This is a genomic window from Actinomadura sediminis, assembly GCF_042675525.1.
Lineage (GTDB): Bacteria > Actinomycetota > Actinomycetes > Streptosporangiales > Streptosporangiaceae > Spirillospora > Spirillospora sediminis.
Genome location: NZ_JBHTJA010000009.1, coordinates 13,317 through 29,592 on the forward strand (window position 1 = coordinate 13,317; position 16,276 = coordinate 29,592).

11 protein-coding genes, 1 tRNA gene and 2 pseudogenes are annotated in these 16,276 nt (G+C 60.8%); 10 read left to right on the plus strand and 4 right to left on the minus strand.

The window, feature by feature from the left end; all coding sequences use genetic code 11:
- Position 1 precedes the first annotated feature (1 nt).
- The 4 genes from ACFQ11_RS07310 to ACFQ11_RS07325 all read left to right on the plus strand — a co-directional run bounded on the left by ACFQ11_RS07310 (position 2) and on the right by ACFQ11_RS07325 (position 4,302).
- Positions 2 to 190 carry a hypothetical protein gene (locus ACFQ11_RS07310; RefSeq protein ID WP_378297147.1) on the plus strand — a complete coding sequence of 63 codons (189 nt, stop codon included), beginning with the start codon at positions 2 to 4 and terminating at the stop codon, positions 188 to 190.
- Positions 190 to 2,259, plus strand: a complete 2,070-nt coding sequence (locus tag ACFQ11_RS07315) for an AAA family ATPase (protein WP_378297148.1) — start codon at positions 190 to 192, stop codon at positions 2,257 to 2,259. Before ACFQ11_RS07310 ends, ACFQ11_RS07315 begins: the two co-directional genes overlap by 1 nt.
- Positions 2,259 to 2,747 carry a DNA phosphorothioation-associated protein 4 gene (locus tag ACFQ11_RS07320; protein WP_378297149.1) on the plus strand — a complete coding sequence of 163 codons (489 nt, stop codon included), beginning with the start codon at positions 2,259 to 2,261 and terminating at the stop codon, positions 2,745 to 2,747. The genes ACFQ11_RS07315 and ACFQ11_RS07320 overlap by 1 nt, the downstream gene beginning before the upstream one ends.
- Positions 2,748 to 2,850: 103 nt before the next feature.
- Positions 2,851 to 4,302, plus strand: a complete 1,452-nt coding sequence (locus ACFQ11_RS07325; protein ID WP_378297150.1) for a DNA phosphorothioation-associated putative methyltransferase — start codon at positions 2,851 to 2,853, stop codon at positions 4,300 to 4,302.
- On the opposite strand, the gene dndA is transcribed toward ACFQ11_RS07325, so the two are convergent.
- On the minus strand, positions 4,290 to 5,441 hold the full coding sequence (dndA, locus tag ACFQ11_RS07330) for a cysteine desulfurase DndA (RefSeq protein ID WP_378297151.1): 1,152 nt from the start codon (positions 5,439 to 5,441) through the stop codon (positions 4,290 to 4,292). The two genes, ACFQ11_RS07325 and dndA, sit on opposite strands and share 13 nt — an antisense overlap.
- 79 nt (positions 5,442 to 5,520) lie before the next feature.
- Between dndA and dndB the strand changes: the two genes are divergently transcribed.
- The 6 genes and pseudogenes from dndB to ACFQ11_RS07360 all read left to right on the plus strand — a co-directional run.
- Entirely contained in the window at positions 5,521 to 6,651 is a 1,131-nt protein-coding gene (gene dndB / locus ACFQ11_RS07335) for a DNA sulfur modification protein DndB (RefSeq protein WP_378297152.1), read from the plus strand.
- A complete protein-coding gene (dndC, locus tag ACFQ11_RS07340) occupies positions 6,648 to 8,171 on the plus strand; it encodes a DNA phosphorothioation system sulfurtransferase DndC (RefSeq protein WP_378297153.1) in 1,524 nt (507 codons plus the stop codon). Before dndB ends, dndC begins: the two co-directional genes overlap by 4 nt.
- Positions 8,158 to 10,152, plus strand: coding sequence for a DNA sulfur modification protein DndD (dndD, locus tag ACFQ11_RS07345; protein WP_378297154.1), 1,995 nt, complete (start codon positions 8,158 to 8,160; stop codon positions 10,150 to 10,152). Before dndC ends, dndD begins: the two co-directional genes overlap by 14 nt.
- The gene (gene dndE, locus ACFQ11_RS07350) at positions 10,142 to 10,519 is read left to right on the plus strand and encodes a DNA sulfur modification protein DndE (RefSeq protein WP_378297155.1); all 378 of its coding nucleotides are present in this window, start codon (positions 10,142 to 10,144) and stop codon (positions 10,517 to 10,519) included. The genes dndD and dndE overlap by 11 nt, the downstream gene beginning before the upstream one ends.
- A 1,091-nt stretch (positions 10,520 to 11,610) precedes the next feature.
- Complete coding sequence (locus ACFQ11_RS07355; RefSeq protein WP_378297156.1) at positions 11,611 to 13,320, plus strand: DUF262 domain-containing protein; 1,710 nt, start codon at positions 11,611 to 11,613, stop codon at positions 13,318 to 13,320.
- A gap of 146 nt (positions 13,321 to 13,466) precedes the next feature.
- Positions 13,467 to 13,851, plus strand: a pseudogene (locus ACFQ11_RS07360) (helix-turn-helix domain-containing protein); the annotation flags it as partial.
- A gap of 8 nt (positions 13,852 to 13,859) precedes the next feature.
- On the opposite strand, the pseudogene ACFQ11_RS07365 reads toward ACFQ11_RS07360, so the two are convergent.
- The 3 genes and pseudogenes from ACFQ11_RS07365 to ACFQ11_RS07375 form a co-directional block, all read right to left on the minus strand.
- Positions 13,860 to 14,146 (minus strand): annotated as a pseudogene (locus ACFQ11_RS07365) (transposase); the annotation flags it as partial.
- Positions 14,147 to 14,266: 120 nt separating this feature from the next.
- Positions 14,267 to 15,544, minus strand: a complete 1,278-nt coding sequence (locus ACFQ11_RS07370; RefSeq protein ID WP_378297157.1) for a DNA sulfur modification protein DndB — start codon at positions 15,542 to 15,544, stop codon at positions 14,267 to 14,269.
- A 620-nt stretch (positions 15,545 to 16,164) separates the two neighbouring features.
- Positions 16,165 to 16,238 (minus strand) — tRNA-Pro (locus ACFQ11_RS07375).
- Positions 16,239 to 16,276: the final 38 nt, after the last annotated feature.

Below are 16,276 nucleotides of genomic sequence, written 5' to 3' on the forward strand. Positions count from 1 at the left end.
AATGACCGACAAGATGGACCAGCAGGAAATCGATCAGGTTCAGGAGGTTCTCAGTGGCATCAGCATGAACGCGTACGAGATCATCAAGATGGCGATCGCACTCGAATGGGAGAACCTTCACAAGTCCGAGGCGTTGGCCCGGAGTACGGTACGAGACGAGATGGTTAAGAAGGTCGAGGGGATTGCGTAATGAAGTTCATCTCGGTCGAGCTGGAAAACTTTCGCCCCTATCAGGGCGTTCAGAAGATCAACTTCGCGCAGGACTCCGATACAAACGTCACCGTCCTGTGGGGAACCAATGGCGGAGGCAAGACGACGCTGCTGAACGCCTTCACATGGGCTCTCTACGGCGAGATGAGTCAGGACGTCGAAAACCGTGACCAGCTGGTCAACACCACCGTCTGGAACGAAGCGGCCGAGGGAACACCGCTAACCGCCTCGGTCGCCATTGAGTTCGAGCATGGTGACCATACCTACATCGTAAAAAGGTCCGTCTCCGTAGCTAAACACGGCGCGACCCAGCCGCGACCGAAGCCCGAGCTGCAACTCTGGCAGCGGGAGAGAGACGGCAACCTCAAGCCACTGCTCAACCCGAGCGGGCACCTCGACCAGATGTTGCCCGAGCGGCTAAGTCGCTTCTTCTTCGTGAACGGTGAGCGCATCGAAGCCCTCGTAAAACACGAGGGCGGCGACGAAGTGCGTGAGGCAGTTAAAACTCTTCTTGGCCTGGAGGCAGTGGAACGTGCGGTCGCACATCTGCCCAAGGTCGCGCAGAAGCTGCGTCGAGGTCTAAAGGCTGAGGATGCGTCCCAGCAGAGATTGAATGATCTTCTGGAGCAGAAGGAAGACGCCGAGCGCATGATCTTGGAGCAGCAGCGGCGTGCCAGCTCTGCCGCGAAGGAGAAGAAGCACTTTGACTCTGAGATCGAGGCACTCAATCTCAAGATGACGCAGCTCGCCGAAGCAAAGGAACTCCAGCAGAACCGGTACCGGCTGGAAAACCAACTGAAGAGGGCTCAAACAGCGCGACAGGATCAGGAGGGGGAGCGCGCCAAACTGGTCGGGACCAGAGGGTTCCTCGCCTTCCTCCCTGCCCTACCGGGCAAGATCCTGGCGACCTGTGAGGAACTACGTGAACGCGGTGAGCTTCCCGCACCGCTAAAACGTGCCTTCATTGACGACCTTCTGGAACGTGGTGAATGCATCTGCGGGACGTCTCTTACAGAGGGTAGTTCGCACCGTGCATCCTTGGAGCACTGGCGCGCTCATGCTGGCCTCGCCGAGGTCGAGGCGGCTTGGAACCAACTCCGTGGCGCTGTGGAGGGCTTCGAGGAGCCCCGGATACAGATGCACGACGCACTACGGGGTTTCGATGAGCGGATCGCCGAGTTGCAGGAGGAAGAGCGGCAGGTCGAGCACGGAATCGACGAGGTCGGGAACAAGCTTAAGCGGCTCCCGTCCGAAGAGGTCGTGAAGACCGAAGAGAATCTAGAGGCGGCTAAGCTCGCCCGCGACGAGAAAGTCGCGGCCATCGGTGCTGCCGAAGCCGAGGTCAAGCGGCTGGACAACGTCAGGGAGGACCTGAAGAAGCAGATCGAGAAGCTTGAGGTCAAGGACGCTCGTAGTCGCCGGATCACGAACCGGATCATGGCCGTTGACGAGGCGAGCAGCGCCCTGACCCAGATTCTGGAGATCCTCTCTCAGGGAGTTCGGCGTCGGCTTGACGCCCGAATCCAGGAGCTCTATCACCTGGTGTCGCTCAAGAACTATGAGCCCGAGCTCACGCCGGACTTCGAGCTGGAGCTGTGGGATCTCAGTGGCAGCGAACGTATCCCGGCACCTAAGTCCACCGGCGAGAACATGTTGCTGTCGCTCGCGTTCGTTGGTTCTCTGATCGGGGAGGCACGAGAGGCCCAGGAACACGGTCGTACATTTATCCAGGGCATCGGTGGCGACTTCCCGGTGGTGATGGACGCGGTTTTTGGCAACCTCGACGACGACTATCGCAAGGCCGTCGCTGACTTCCTACCCAAGCTCGCCTCTCAGGTGATGATACTGACCAGCAAGGCCCAGGCGGGAGAGATCGTCGAGCAGGAGTTGCGTGCCCGCCTCGGTAAGCAGTATGTGATCACTACGCATACCACCAAGACAGATGTAAGTAGCGTGACCGAGACGCTGACACTGAACGGCAACACCTACCCGTACCAGGTCGTCGGTTCCGATCGGACCGGTGCCGAGCTCACGGAGGTTCGGAACTGATGGTGCACAACAGCGATGTTCGTGTCCGTCGGCCCGCGGAGCATGACGAGCTCATAGGCCGGCTGCTCACCAAAGAAGGAGGACCCTTCCCCGCCTACTGGCACGTTCTCGTCTTCGCTGCGGCACTAGGCTGGTCGCGAGGCAGGCGGGAACCGTTCGAGAAGGCCGGTGAGCCGGTCCGCTACGGATTGTTTAGTAATTCCCCCACTGTCTCGGCACTGGTCGACTCGATGGGCGTACTCGCCCATCCGAACGACGCGACGATCATGGGAGAGGGTCGGCTCCAGGAGCGGGTCACGGTGTTCGAGGAGTACGCCAACGGTGGGCTTTCCATCATCCAGGGCGAGCTAAACAGCGGCGCACACGTCCGTCCGATGGATGTCATCCTGAACCTCTGCCGACGGGGAATGACCCACGCCGAAAGCAGGGTGCAGGACATCTTCGGTCCGCGGGTCGTCGGCTTCGGAACGCCGGACTTCGACACCTGATCGACTACTTGGCTGGGGGCCCTCGTTGTGCGATCGGCGAGCGAGGCCCCGGTAGGTCGCGGTATGAGTGGAGGCGCCGCCGACGAAACCGACGGGAGCTTCCATGTCCGGGTTGTACTGGGAGAGCGATCGCCGCCTAACAGCGATCGGCCGTGCCACGCTGTCGGTGGCAGCTCGCCAGGCCGTCGTTGATGGTGAGGTCCACGCGTCCACAAGCGTCCTGGACTATGGGAGTGGCCGTGGCGACGATGTCCGGGGCCTGCACGAGATGCGGATTCAAGTCCAGGGCTGGGACCCCTTCTACGCGCCTGACGAGGCACCCCGCTCAGCGGACGTCGTCCTCCTGACCTATGTTCTCAACGTCATCGAGGATCCCGACGAGCGACGTGAAGCGCTGCGGCGTGCCTGGGAGCTTGCAGAGTCTCTACTAGTCGTCACGACGCGACTCACTTGGGATCGCTCGAAAGTCCGAGGTGAGCAGTACGAGGACGGTATTCTGACAGGCAGACGGACATTCCAGCATCTGTTCAGCCCGGCGGAGCTTCGTTCTTACGTCGAGCAGACAACCGCTGTCCGATGTGTCTCCGCGGCCCCCGGCATTGTCTATGCGTTCAAAAAGGACGATGCGCGCCTTCGCTACCTGGCCCGGAAGATCGTTCCGCACGCCGACTGGCTGGGCTCTGACGACACCAGCTCAGCGGTTGCCGCTGTGGTGGACTACAACGAGCGACGTGGTCGTCTACCAAGGTTGGAAGAGATGCCGACGGAGATGGCTAAGCTGCTTGGCCACCTTCAGCCGAACGAACTCCAGCGCATCGTGAAGAAGTCGGCTGACCCTGAGAAGGTCGAGGCCGGGGTCAGGGCATCGACCTTGTCCACGCTGCTGTTCCTCGCGGTCGAGCTGTTCAACGGGCGTGGCCCCTACCGCAGCCTGCCCCTGTCGCTGCAACTGGACGTCAGGGCGTTCTTCTCCTCCTACAAAGAGGCTTGCAAGAGAGCCGACCGTCTACTCCTGAAGCTACGCGACGACACCTACGTCAGAGGAGCGATGCAGGCGTCGAAGGTCGGGAAGCTGACACCAACGGCGCTTTACGTGCACAGGCGCGCGATCAACCAGATGCCCACAGTGCTGCGCCTATACGAGCACTGCGCATCCATCGCTGCTGGCCGACCACCGTCCTGGACGCTGATTAAGCTACGCCACCAGGGCCGGGCGGCGAGCTGGCTCGATTATCCGGAGTTCGATGACGATCCGCATCCAAAGCTGCACTCGTCCTACATGGTGGACCTAACCACACTGAAGACCTCGTTCAAGTCCTACGAGGAGGCCGCGAACCGGCCGCTGCTTCACCGTAAGCATGAGTTCTTGGCTCTTGATGACGCGGATGTTCCCAAGTATCGACGGCTGACGCAGTCTGAGGTACGGGCCGGGCTTTACCGGAACCCGCACCTCATAGGGACGGAAGCCGGCTGGGAGGCAGAGCTCCTCCGCTGTGGTCGGGAACTTCGCGGCCACCGCCTGGTCCGCCGCAAAGAGGCCGATCAGGCCAAGTAGGAAGCCCCCGCCTGAAACTCCAAGATTTCACTCACCACCTCGTCGACGTCCAAGTCCTCTACCTGGTCGGGGACCCAGGACAGCCGCAGGCCATTGTGGGCGACTTCGTCCGGCAGACCCATGCCACGCAGGACATGGCTCGGGGTATAGGACGCGCTTGTGCAGGCCGAGCCGGTGGAGACCGCTACAAGCTCCTTGAGCTGCACGATCAGAGCCTCGGCGTCCACACCGTCAAAGGAGAGATTGAGGATGTGGGGAATCACATGATCCTGGTCGCCGTTGAAGTGGACCTTTGCCTTGCTGAGGGCATCCACCAGGCGGGCGCGGATCGTTGCAGCTTGGCTCCACCATTGCTCATGCTCGGTTTCAAAAATCTCGGCCGCCTTGGCGAGCCCAACGATGAGCGGAACCGGCAGCGTCCCTGGTCGGAGCTTGCGCTCCTGCCCACCGCCGTACATGAGAGGGGTCAACGGAATGGTGTCTCGACCACGTCGCCGCATGAGCAGTGTTCCGACGCCCTTCGGCGCTCCGATCTTGTGTCCGCTCACGCTGATCATGTCGATCGGCGCCTTGAGGTCATCGGTGAGCTTGCCGAACCCCTGAGCAGCGTCGACGTGCAAGTAGGTAGGCGTACCACGCAGGTGCTCTGCTAGCTCCGCGACAGGCTGTATGACGCCGGTCTCGTTGTTCACGTGCATGAGGGATACAAGCAAGGTGTCATCACGCAGACGCTCGCGCACGGCTTCGACACTCACCCGTCCGGACGGACCCGGCGAGATCAGCTCGATCTCGAACCCGCGGGTGGCCAACTGCTCCAAGGGTTCGAGGACGGCCTTGTGCTCGATTGCAGAGCTGATGACGTGTCTACGACCCTGGCTCTCGCCGTGTGGAGCGAGACCAAGTAGCGCGATGTTGTTGCTCTCCGTCGCGCCTGACGTAAAGATCAGCTCAGAGGGCCCGGCGTTGAGCTGGCCAGCGAGCTGCTCCCGCGCCTCCTGGACAGCTCGCTTGGCTCTCGTCCCCCAGTCATGAGTGCGACTGCCGGCGTTGCCGAACTCGGTGGTCATCCAGTAGAGAACCACCTCGGCCACACGAGGGTCGACTCGGGTGGTCGCTGCTGAGTCCAAGTACACGGTCATGCTCCCTGCACCCCTCTGGCTCCTCGACTCTCACGTAAGCACGTGAAAAGCTAAACGTACATCCGGTACCGTCTAGCCAGTGGGGTCACTCTTGTCATCGCCTCCGGCGAGTCGAACAACAGCAGGGTTCGAGTACGTCTTCCCGGCGATCCGGGGCGTGCAGGCACAGCGCGAGTTCTATGTCTCGATGTGCCCGTTGCGGCTCATCCCCAAGATCTTCCTGTTCGACGAGGACGAGCTGGCGCCCGAGGTACGGGCACAGCGTGTGCTCAACAAGGCGCGTGTACCTGCCCTCGCCTCGTACATCATCGACAACCCTGCCGACTACGTGTTCTCGGCTCTGACCGCGTCGGTGGACGGGGAGATGAGATTTGTCGGGATCGCCGACGAAGGACCCGGTATGCGGATCGGGCAGCTCCACATCCCGATGGCCGCTCGCTTCCTCATCAACGATGGCCAGCACCGGCGAGCTGCGATCGAGACGGCGCTCACCGAGAACCCCGAACTGGGTGACGAGACCATCGCGGTCGTCTTCTTCCACGATGCGGGGCTGAGCCGCAGCCAGCAGATGTTCGCTGACCTCAACCGGCATGCAGTACGTCCGGCCCGCTCCATCGGAGTCCTGTACGACCACCGTGACGAACGTGCCAAGATCGCGAGGTTGCTGGCACTGAGGTCGTCTGTCTTCCGCAACTTCGTGGAGATGGAGACCAGCACGCTGTCGGCGAGGTCGCGCAAACTCTTCACGCTCAGCGCCCTCTACTACGCGACCAGCTCTCTCCTGCAGGGTCTTGAGCTGGACGACGCCGAGCAGGCTGCCAAGCTGGCAGATGAATACTGGACGGCCGTCGACTCGCTGATCCCGGAGTGGGAGCTGGTCCGGAACCGCAAGATGACGGCGGCGGAGGTCCGGCGCCAGTACCTGCACAGTCACGGCATCGCGCTGCACGCCCTAGGGCGTCTCGGCAACACCATGCTGCAGATATCCACAACCCCCACTTCTTGGAGACCTCAGCTGGAGCCACTGGCCAAGATTGACTGGTCACGGACCAATCGAGACTGGGAGGGCAGAGCCATCGTCGGCGGTCGTGTATCGAAGAATCACTCCAACGTCGTGCTGACGGTCAACTACCTGCGACAGAAGCTCGGCTTGGAGCTCAGCCCCGAAGAAGCCCACACCGAGGCGACACACCTGCGAGGAGAGCGATGACCGTCCCCCTGGGCATGCCGGCGCGTCGAGCCACCCCGTTCAAGGATCATGGGGGTCTCGCCAACGTTGTTAATCAGCTCATCGAAGAGATTCAAGAGCTCTACCTAGCTGACAGGGTTCCCTGGGTAGTCGGCTACAGCGGAGGCAAGGACTCCACGTCTGTACTTCAGCTGGTCTGGTACGCGCTGCAGAAACTACCTGAGGAGAAGCGCACCAAGCCGGTGCATGTCATATCCACCGACACCCTGGTTGAGAACCCAATCGTTGCCAGCTGGGTTACGCAGTCCCTGATCACCATGGAGAAGGCGGCCGAGGAGGAGAATCTCCCGATCAAGCCGCACCGTCTCACACCCGAGGTCAGGGATACCTTCTGGGTGGGCCTGATCGGCAAGGGATATCCGGCACCACGCCCCAAGTTCCGCTGGTGCACCGAGCGCTTGAAGATCCGGCCGTCCAACAAGTTCATCCGAGAGGTCGTTCGCGATCACGGCGAGACGATCCTCGTTCTCGGTATCCGCAAGGCGGAGAGCCAGGCTCGGGCGCGAGCCATGACTCGACACGAGAAGCATCGCGTCCGCGACCGGCTCTCTCCGAACGGCAACCTGCCCAACTCGCTCGTCTACAGCCCGATCGAGGCCTGGACCAACGATGAGGTCTGGACGTTCCTTATGCAACGCCCCAACCCCTGGGGGCACAACAACAAGGATCTGCTGACCATGTACCAGGGGGCGTCTAGCGACGGCGAATGCCCCCTAGTCGTGGACAACACCACCCCTTCATGTGGCGACAGCCGCTTCGGTTGCTGGACCTGCACCCTCGTCGACCAGGACAAGTCCATGTCGGCGATGATCCAGAACGACGAGGAGAAGGAGTGGATGCAGCCACTCCTTGAGCTGCGTAACAAGCTCGACGTTCGCAACGAGGAGGGACGCCGAGACGACAAGCACCTACGGGATTGGCGCAAGATGAACGGCTCAATCCAGCTGTTCAACGACCAGGTTGTCCACGGCCCGTACACCCAGGAATCGCGTGCCAACTGGCTGAGAGAGCTCCTCAACGCTCAGACCTGGGTTCGGCAGAACGGTCCCGAAAGCGTCCGTGAAATCGAGCTGATCACCATGGACGAACTTCATGAGATCCGCCGCCTCTGGGTCTTCGAAAAGCATGAGGTAGAGGACCTCCTGCCGCAAATCTATGAGGAGGAGACCGGAACGAAGTTCCCGGGGGGACCCCTCGACGAACAGCTCACGCTTGCCGGCGACGAGATGGACTTGCTTCGTGAGGTTTGCGGGGACGACGGACTGCACTTCACCACCGCCCGTGAGCTGCTTGCCGTGGAGCGGAGGTTCCGTACGATGACCCGTCGGTCCGGTCTATTCGAGGAACTGGAGAAGACGATCCGGCGCGGTTACTACGACAGCAAGGAAGACGCCGAACAGAGTGCGCTGCGGCGCCAGCGAGAAAAGACCGCGCCTGAACTGCCGCTCTTCGACGAAGAAACCACCAATGCTTCTTCTTAATGTCACCCTCGAAAATTTCGGCGCCTATAAGGGCAAGCAGTCGCTCGAACTGGCCACCCGTCCTGGTCGGCCAGTCATCCTGATCGGCGGTCTCAACGGTTGCGGTAAGACCACCCTCCTGGATGCGATTCAACTGGCGTTGTACGGTGCACGTTCCCGTACCAGCGGCCGCGGCGCCCGCTCCTATGATGACTACCTTCGTGACAGCGTGAACCGTCAGGCCAATCCAAAGCACGCCAGAGTGGTCGTCGAGTTCTCCACGACGGTGGAAGGGCAGGAGCGGCGCTACAAGGTCGTCCGCTCGTGGGAGGTCAAAGGCAAGTCCGTTCGCGAATTCCTCAACGTACTCATCGACGGCGAACTGGACCTTGTTGTCAGCGAGCAATGGGCGGATTATGTTGAGGATCTCCTGCCCCTCGAGGCGTCTTCGCTCTTCTTCTTCGACGGAGAGAAGATCGAGTCTCTTGCCAACCCCGAGCGAGCGGCCTCGGTAATCGCGTCCGCCGTTCAGTCGCTGCTCGGGCTAAGTTCGGTGGAACGCCTACGCACCGACCTGCTCGCCGTTCAGCGTAGACAGAAAGTCTCAAAGGAAGATCAGCGCGCGCTAGATGAAATCCATAATATTGAAAATCAGATTAGGGTGACCGACGAACTTTGTGACGAAATAAACCAACGCGTTGCGTCGAAGACTTCTGAGCTAGAAGCGGCCGAGCGACGCCTCAAGAGCATCGAAGAGGCCTCCGCCAAGGAAGGTGGCGACCTCTATCTCCGCCGCTCAGAACTCGAAGCCGAACGGTCTCAGATCACATCCCAGCTCAACAGCGTCAACGAGGTGCTGGCTAGCACCCTCGCTGCTGGGCCCCTCCCGCTACTGCTGCTGGCTCCGCAGCTCTCGGGTATCCGTGACCAGGTGGAGAAGGAGCGGCGAGCCACCGAGGCAGCACAGGTCATCGACGTGTTGAGCGAGCGGGACCGGGAGCTCCTGGCGCTACTCAAAGACGTCGTCCCCGCGGACAGCCTGGCAATCGCCGAAAAGCACCTTGCAGCCGACAGGGAGCAGCGCGCGTCGATCGTCACAGAGATACCCCACGCGCTCAACTTTCCGTCCGAGTCCCTGCCGAAGCTCAACTCTCTGGACGAAATCCTGTGCCAGGAAGCCTCGCGAGCACGTGAACTCGTCGAAGAGGCGCAGCAGCACCGGGAACGACTCAGCGTCCTTGAGCGTCAGCTCGCTGGCGTACCCGACCACGAGGTGATCGCCGCCCTCCTGAAGGAGCGGGATGCTCAACGAGATAAAGTGAGCCGCCTCAGGGCCGAGCTCGACGGATGTAAGGAAGAGCTGGCCATCACACGCCGCCGCCGGGAGCGACTAATGCTCGACCGGGAGCGCGCCTACAAGGGACGCGCAGCGAAACTGGCCAAGGTAGAGGACGCGGAGCGGATTGTCGCGTACGCCGACAAGGTCCGAGCGACCATGGAGAAGTTCGGCGCCGCGTTGCTGCAGCGGCACATCAGCAAGCTAGAGGTAGCGGTTCTGAAGAGCTTCCAGCACCTCATGCGCAAGTCAACGCTCGTAACCGATCTGCACATCGACCCCGAGAAGTTCACCATCACCTTGGTCGGTCCGGATGACCAGCAACTCGACCCTTCCCGCCTGAGCGCGGGCGAGCGGCAACTCCTGGCCGTATCACTCCTGTGGGGCTTGGCGAAGGTAGCGGGCAACCGCCTGCCCAGTGTGATCGACACCCCCTTGGGTCGCCTGGACAGCCGTCATCGCGAACACCTCGTAGACCGCTACTTTCCGCACGCCAGTCACCAGGTGCTCCTTCTGTCCACCGACGAAGAGATCGACGAGCACCTACTCAGCAAACTCAAGCCGTCGATCGCGCACACCTACACGCTCGTCCACGACGACCAGGCGTTTACCACTTCGATCGAACCGGGCTACTGGTGGACTGGAGGCACAGCTCATGTCGCTTGACAACGTCCGCCTGTCTCAGCCCGCTAAAGACCAGCTGGTCAAGCTCAAGCGCATCACCGGCATCAAGAACTGGAACACCTTGTGTCGCTGGGCGCTCGCGATCTCCCTCCAGGACCCATCTCAACCCTTGGTCCGCGACATCAACACCGACTCCAACGTCGAGATGACCTGGAAGACCTTTGCCGGCCCCTACGGCGACATCTACCTGGCCCTCCTCAGGCAACGCTGCCTGACCGACGGCCAGGAGCCCACAGAGGCGCACATTTCGCACACCCTGACCATCCACATCCACCGAGGCATAGGCCACCTAGCGGGCCGTCAAGGTCTCAAAAACATCGGTGACCTCATCTCGCTCGCTGCTCCATAACTGGCGGCACGCTTCCGCAGGGCCTCGGCAAAGTCGACTGATCTCCGTTTCAGATGAGGGTGGGAGTGTCTAATTAACGGCGGATCCGATGATCAAGGAGACGCCAGGTGACCCGCGAGCGAGCTGGGCGGCAGGGGCCTATTCGGGGGTCAGGCTGGTGATCGTGTAAACGGTCTTGATGGTGATCTTCCCGGTTCTGCGGTGCAGCTGGCGGCGTTCGAGCCGGATGGCCTGGCAAGCATCGGGGAACAGCAGGCCAGTGACGGTGCAGACCTGATCCGGCGGATCTCGCTACGGCGGTGGCCGATGCCGCGGGTTGCGGCCCTGCAGTGGCATCTGGCCCAGGGCGCCTTCTTCAGCTGCTTGCCCAGGGTTGGCTGGCTGGCCTTGAGGACTGCGATGTAGTGGGCGGCGCGGCCCAGGAGGCAGTCGGCGTGGTCCAGTGCCGCGAGCGGGTGGACGTAAGTCCACCCGCTCGGCCCTGGGGCCCGGGCGGCACCGCGCAGACTCTTGCCGTCCACGGCCAGACCGCACAAGCTTCCCGCTGGCGGCCGGACCTCCTGCAGTCGCGCAGCCACTGGCCGACCGCGCCATCGAGTACGTCATCGTCGACACCGGATCGTCGACACCGGCCAGCGCCCGGCGAACAGTAGCCCCGCCGGGCGGCGTGTACCGCCTGGTCAGCGGGTCATAGCAGACTCCGAGCCGTTCCAGCAGCCCGGGCAGTTCGGCGGGGACGACTTCGCTCTGGTCGCACAGTTGGTCAAATCAGGCGGAACCGGAGATGTTATGTCGGCAGGCAGGGTTTCCATCGAGATCACGGGGCGTCAGCAACTCCATGATCTTGGGGAACCGTGCCTGCACGCATCTCAGCCACCCCAAACACCCCAAACCGGATACCGAATCAATGCGTCGAGGCCTAGCGCTTTCCCATTGGAGCCATCCCCAAGAACAATAAGGTAAATTTTGGTCTATCCGAAAAAGTCATATATGGCTGGCCGATTACCGAAATATTGATGAGGGGCGACGTAAGCACACAGTGCTGTTCCAAAGATGTTTCCGATCGACCGTGCCGGGGTTACACTAGCCGTATGTCTTCAGCTCGGGTCTCTGACGCGTCGTCGATCAATTTCAGTTTGCCGGGAATCGTCAAATTGCTCGCCGAATATGAGCTTCGGGTTCCAGTCTATCAGCGATCATACTCATGGCAGAAGGATGGCCAAGTGGCCGACTTCTGGTCAGATCTAGAGCGCTCCTTCGACTCCAATGGAGAATATTTTCTTGGCACTGTCGTCCTCGCTAAAGATGGCGACGAAGGCAAGAGAACGATAATTGATGGACAGCAACGCTTGGCCACCGTCTCTCTTCTTCTCGCAGCGATCCGTGACGAGTTCAAAAAGCGCGGCAATGATAATCAGGCTGTTATCCAGAACGACTACCTTGCCAAGAGGACGCTGACTTCCGATGGGCCGGAGCCGCGCCTGGAGTTGAACCCTGACGACGATGAGTATTTCAATAGATTCATTACAGGCGAGGATGTGGAACCGCCTGTCCAGGTCGGCAAGTCACAGTCCGTACGCACGTCTCACAAGTTGCTTCACGAGGCATATAAGTACCTTGCCGACAAGGTTAGCAAGAATGCAGATGGTGCCGGGGATGCGGCCGTAGAACGTTTGGCTAAGTGGGTTCTGTTCTTGCATAATAGGGCACGGATCGGAGTCATTGAGGTCGCCTCCGAGGCCGACGCATATGTTATCTTTGAGACGCTTAATAACAGAGGGGCAGATCTCACTACCGCCGATCTCCTGAAAAATTATCTTTATGGTCGGGCCGGAAGCAAGCTTGACGCGGTACGGCATCGCTGGATCCAGGCACTCAGTTCTCTCGAGCTGACTGCAGCCGACCGGAAATTCACCGCCTTCCTTCGCAGTTACTGGAGTTCTTACCACGGACTCACTCGGGAAAAGGACCTTTACAAGGCGATCCGCGACGATGTAAGTAACGCGACCAAAGCGGTGAAGCTTAGTGAACAGCTTGTTGAGGCCGCATCCTACTATGCTGCGCTCGACAATCCGGCACACGATTCCTGGGGAACGCAACTGGGCAGTGCTGGGCAGGACAACGTGGCCCTTCTAGCGGATTTCGATCTTTCCCCGAACAAGCCACTTATGCTTGCGGCACTGAAGCACTTCTCTGTGGAAGAAACCCGCAAGCTACTGCGCGCCCTGGTCAGCTGGTCGGTGCGTGGCGTGATTATGAATACCATAAACGCAGGCTCAGTCGAAAAGGAATACTGTCGGGCAGCTGTTGAGATCCGGAACGGCCGTATCTCGACTATGGAAGATGTTCGTTTTGAACTAGATAAAGTTCTTCCTTCGGACAGAGAATTTAAGTCGGCTTTCGAAATAGCTCAAGTGAAGCGAAACAAGACGGCGCGCTACTATCTTCGTGCGCTTGAGCGTGGTCATGCGGGTGAGCCGGAACCCGAGCTGGTGCCGAATCCGGACGAGAATCAGATCAATCTAGAGCACGTACTTCCTCGTAATGCCAAACCCGAAGAGTGGCTGGCGTTTGACGATATCGATACCTGGGCCTATCTGCTGGGTAACATGGTGCTATTGCAGAAGACCAAAAATAGCAAGATAGGCAATCGTCCGTTTGCCTCAAAACGACAGACCCTCATCGAATCCAAATTCGCTCTAACGAAGGCGGTCGGTGAACTTCAGGAGTGGAATCCAGAGGCTATTAACGAGAGGCAGAAGCAACTGGCCGAACTTGCAGTAAAGGTGTGGCCTCGGTAGCCCTTGATTTGCAAGATTTCCTAGGGTATGTGAGAGGGGCTTATGAGGGCTAGGGGCTAGCCCGTGCTATCCGACGTCGGCGTACACCGCCTAAAGGCTGTCCCGTAACGGTTGACAGTCCGGGTCGATGATCTTGTCGTGGAGCGGTGATCAGTGCTGACCGGGTCGAGTGGGTTCCGGTGTTCACCGGCTTGTCGGTACGGCAGTTCCGCAACCTGGTGCGCATCGTCGCAGGTCGGGGCGATTAGCAGACCGGCACGGGCTGGCGGTGGAGTCTGCCGCTGGCGGATCGGGGGCTGATCGCGGTGTACTACCGCACCAATCTGACCCTCAGGCAGGTCGCGCTGCTGTTCGGGGTGTCGAAGTCTGCCGCGCCCCGGGTGGTGGATCACCTGGCGCCGCTGCTTGTATTGGCCCCGGTCACCCGAGCATGGCCTGGAGACGGTGCTGATCGTGGACGGCACGCTGGTGCCCACTCACGACCGGAACGTGGCCGCGCCGTCCAAGAACTGCCGGTACTCGGTGAACATGTAGGTCGGCACGGTCGGATCCGAGGCCACCGGCCCGAACAACTCCGGCGAAGACCGCAGCACCGCCACGTCGGCCAGGCAGTCCCCGCCCAGCGCCAGCGCCACCGCCAGATCCGTCACGATCTTCCCCGGATCATGCACCGCCCGCGACGTCCGCCACCGCGCCAGCGATAACCCCCGGTCCAGGCCCGTCACCCGCAGCGCCTCACCCAGCAGCAGGCCACCCCCGCCTGGGAGACGATTCCCGCACCGTCCCCGGACACCACGATCTTGGCCTTGTGGCCAGTAGTCTTCACTTGGAAAGTGCTCCTGAACTCGGCGCGGACAGGACCTTCAGCAAGCCCTATCCTCCTAGTTCAGGAGCACTTTCTCATGTCAACGACTAGCCGAAATCAACCCGCCATGAAAGCGGGAGGTTAGTGAACGAGGGGAGCTGGAAGCTCGAACGACTCTACCGCCTCTCCACGGGCGGTGGCCACGCGTACGCGGAGCTGCTCGACGTCGTTGGTGGGCATCCTGCCTCCCACGACCAAGTAGGTGAGCAGGTCAGCTGCCAGGTTGTAGTGTTCCCTCTTGGTGAGGATGTTGTGCGCCGAATTGATCAGAACGTCACGCCAGAGCGGGCTCGTGATCTTCCAGTCAACCTGATACGCACGTGCCACGGCGTCCTTGAGGGTGAGCTTGCGGTCGTTCTTGAGGATCTGAGACAGCGCCTGAAACAGGACGATATGCGTAGCCGGCTTGAAGAGAAGACCATGGTCGCCGTCCTTAGCGCGAAGCTCTGGGAGAATCTTCGTGTTGTCCCGCCCATGGCTGAGGACAGGCATGCCTTCGAATACGGTTGTCCACCACCCCTGGGCATGCTCATACCCCTCGTCAAGAATCTCCTCGTCAGGGCGGACGTGGGTCTTCTTCTCGTTCAGGGTGTCGTCGATGTTGTAGTGCTTGGCGACGAGCTGAACGGTCTCGTATACCGCACTGAGAGTGGTTAGCTGAACGCTGCGCTCGGCAATGGTGTTGTTCCTGTAGTTCACCAGCGCTTCGCCCTTGTGGTTCTTTCCGGCAAGCGGCCCATCATCGTCCGCCAGCCGACGCGTGATGATCGCGAATCCGTCATCTTCGCTGGTGAGAATGTTGTCTCCACGACTGGTGGTCTTGGCATAGCGGTTGACCTTGTTAAAGATCTTCCGAGTGTGTTGCATGTTGATGTTCGGCACGATGATGACGGTTACTTCGTCGTCGGCGACGTCCTTGGCGTACTCGCCATTCACCATCCGGGTGATGACGACCTCCCGCATCGCAGCGAATCGGTGCTGGCCGTCGAGGATGATCCGATCACCGCTCTCGATGGTCAGGAAGCCGAGTCCCTTCGACATCGCGGCCTTGTACGCGTGTGGCAGTCCCTTGGCCAGGTCGCTCAGGGGCTCGAACTGCGGCTCCTCGTCCGCGTCGAGGAGAAGGATCATCGCTCCGAAGAACCGGTCGGGGGACTTGGCAAGGTAGGGCGCGATTTCGGTGCGCACTCGGGTGTCGTTCAGTTCCCGCTGAAGCCGCTCGGTCAGGCCGCTAGTCGCCCACTCATCCTGTTCGCTTGCCGGCCTCGCGAGCTGTACCAGGTCCCCGACTTTCATCGTGGTCACGTAGTAGAGCGTCGATCCCATCTTGGAGCGGATCGCCGTGTGTACGGTGGCCATGTGGCCTCCTTGTGGTCACATACTCCGATCCTGTTTGGACATACAGTATGTAACCACACATAAAGAGTTTTTGCAAACAGTCAGCACAAGTCGGCAGAGGAGGCTGGTGTGGCGACACGAGGTGGGAGCCCGTGTCGGCCTGCGAACCTGTCGCGGTACCTCCACAGTTGGCCTGGCTGCAACCCCGTTGGAACATGCGGGGAGCAGTGGGGGCGGTTGGCCAGGTCGCGTTGCGTCCAGCCGTGGGCGACGGGGGCGGAGCGTTCAATCTCCGCGGCTCGGGCTCATGGCGGCCCCCGTGATGAGAGGAACGAGCTCGGGAGAGTTATGCCCGTCGGGGAACGCGACCTTAGCCAGGGTGAGGTAGCCGTGTTGGGTCGGCTACATCATCGGGGTCATGTGGTGGAGGCGCTGCCAGCATTGGGAGCCTTCGACCGGTTTGGCGCTGGACGGATGGTCGCCGTTTGAACGTTGGGCGAGCGATGAAAATATCTGTCGGTGCTGGTCCGGGACGGACCGTGTCGGCGAGTGGGAGGTAAGTCTCGCGGACAAATGACGGACAAAAGATCTTGAGGCCGGTCTCCGCTCTGGAGATCCGGCCTCTGACCTGGCGTTTTCTGTCGGGGTGGCGGGATTTGAACCCACGACCTCTTCGTCCCGAACGAAGCGCGCTGCCAAGCTGCGCTACACCCCGGTTGGTGGCTGCCCGGGAGTCGTACGTTCTCCCGGCGC

Excerpts from the sequence above, each read along its gene's own strand:
- ACFQ11_RS07310 (WP_378297147.1), top strand. The coding sequence starts at position 2 with ATGACCGACAAGATGGACCAGCAGGAAATCGATCAGGTTCAGGAGGTT.
- ACFQ11_RS07315 (WP_378297148.1), top strand. The coding sequence starts at position 190 with ATGAAGTTCATCTCGGTCGAGCTGGAAAACTTTCGCCCCTATCAGGGC.
- ACFQ11_RS07320 (WP_378297149.1), top strand. The coding sequence starts at position 2,259 with ATGGTGCACAACAGCGATGTTCGTGTCCGTCGGCCCGCGGAGCATGAC.
- ACFQ11_RS07325 (WP_378297150.1), top strand. The coding sequence starts at position 2,851 with ATGTCCGGGTTGTACTGGGAGAGCGATCGCCGCCTAACAGCGATCGGC.
- dndA (WP_378297151.1), bottom strand. The coding sequence starts at position 5,441 with ATGACCGTGTACTTGGACTCAGCAGCGACCACCCGAGTCGACCCTCGT.
- dndC (WP_378297153.1), top strand. The coding sequence starts at position 6,648 with ATGACCGTCCCCCTGGGCATGCCGGCGCGTCGAGCCACCCCGTTCAAG.
- dndD (WP_378297154.1), top strand. The coding sequence starts at position 8,158 with ATGCTTCTTCTTAATGTCACCCTCGAAAATTTCGGCGCCTATAAGGGC.
- dndE (WP_378297155.1), top strand. The coding sequence starts at position 10,142 with ATGTCGCTTGACAACGTCCGCCTGTCTCAGCCCGCTAAAGACCAGCTG.
- ACFQ11_RS07355 (WP_378297156.1), top strand. The coding sequence starts at position 11,611 with ATGTCTTCAGCTCGGGTCTCTGACGCGTCGTCGATCAATTTCAGTTTG.
- ACFQ11_RS07370 (WP_378297157.1), bottom strand. The coding sequence starts at position 15,544 with ATGGCCACCGTACACACGGCGATCCGCTCCAAGATGGGATCGACGCTC.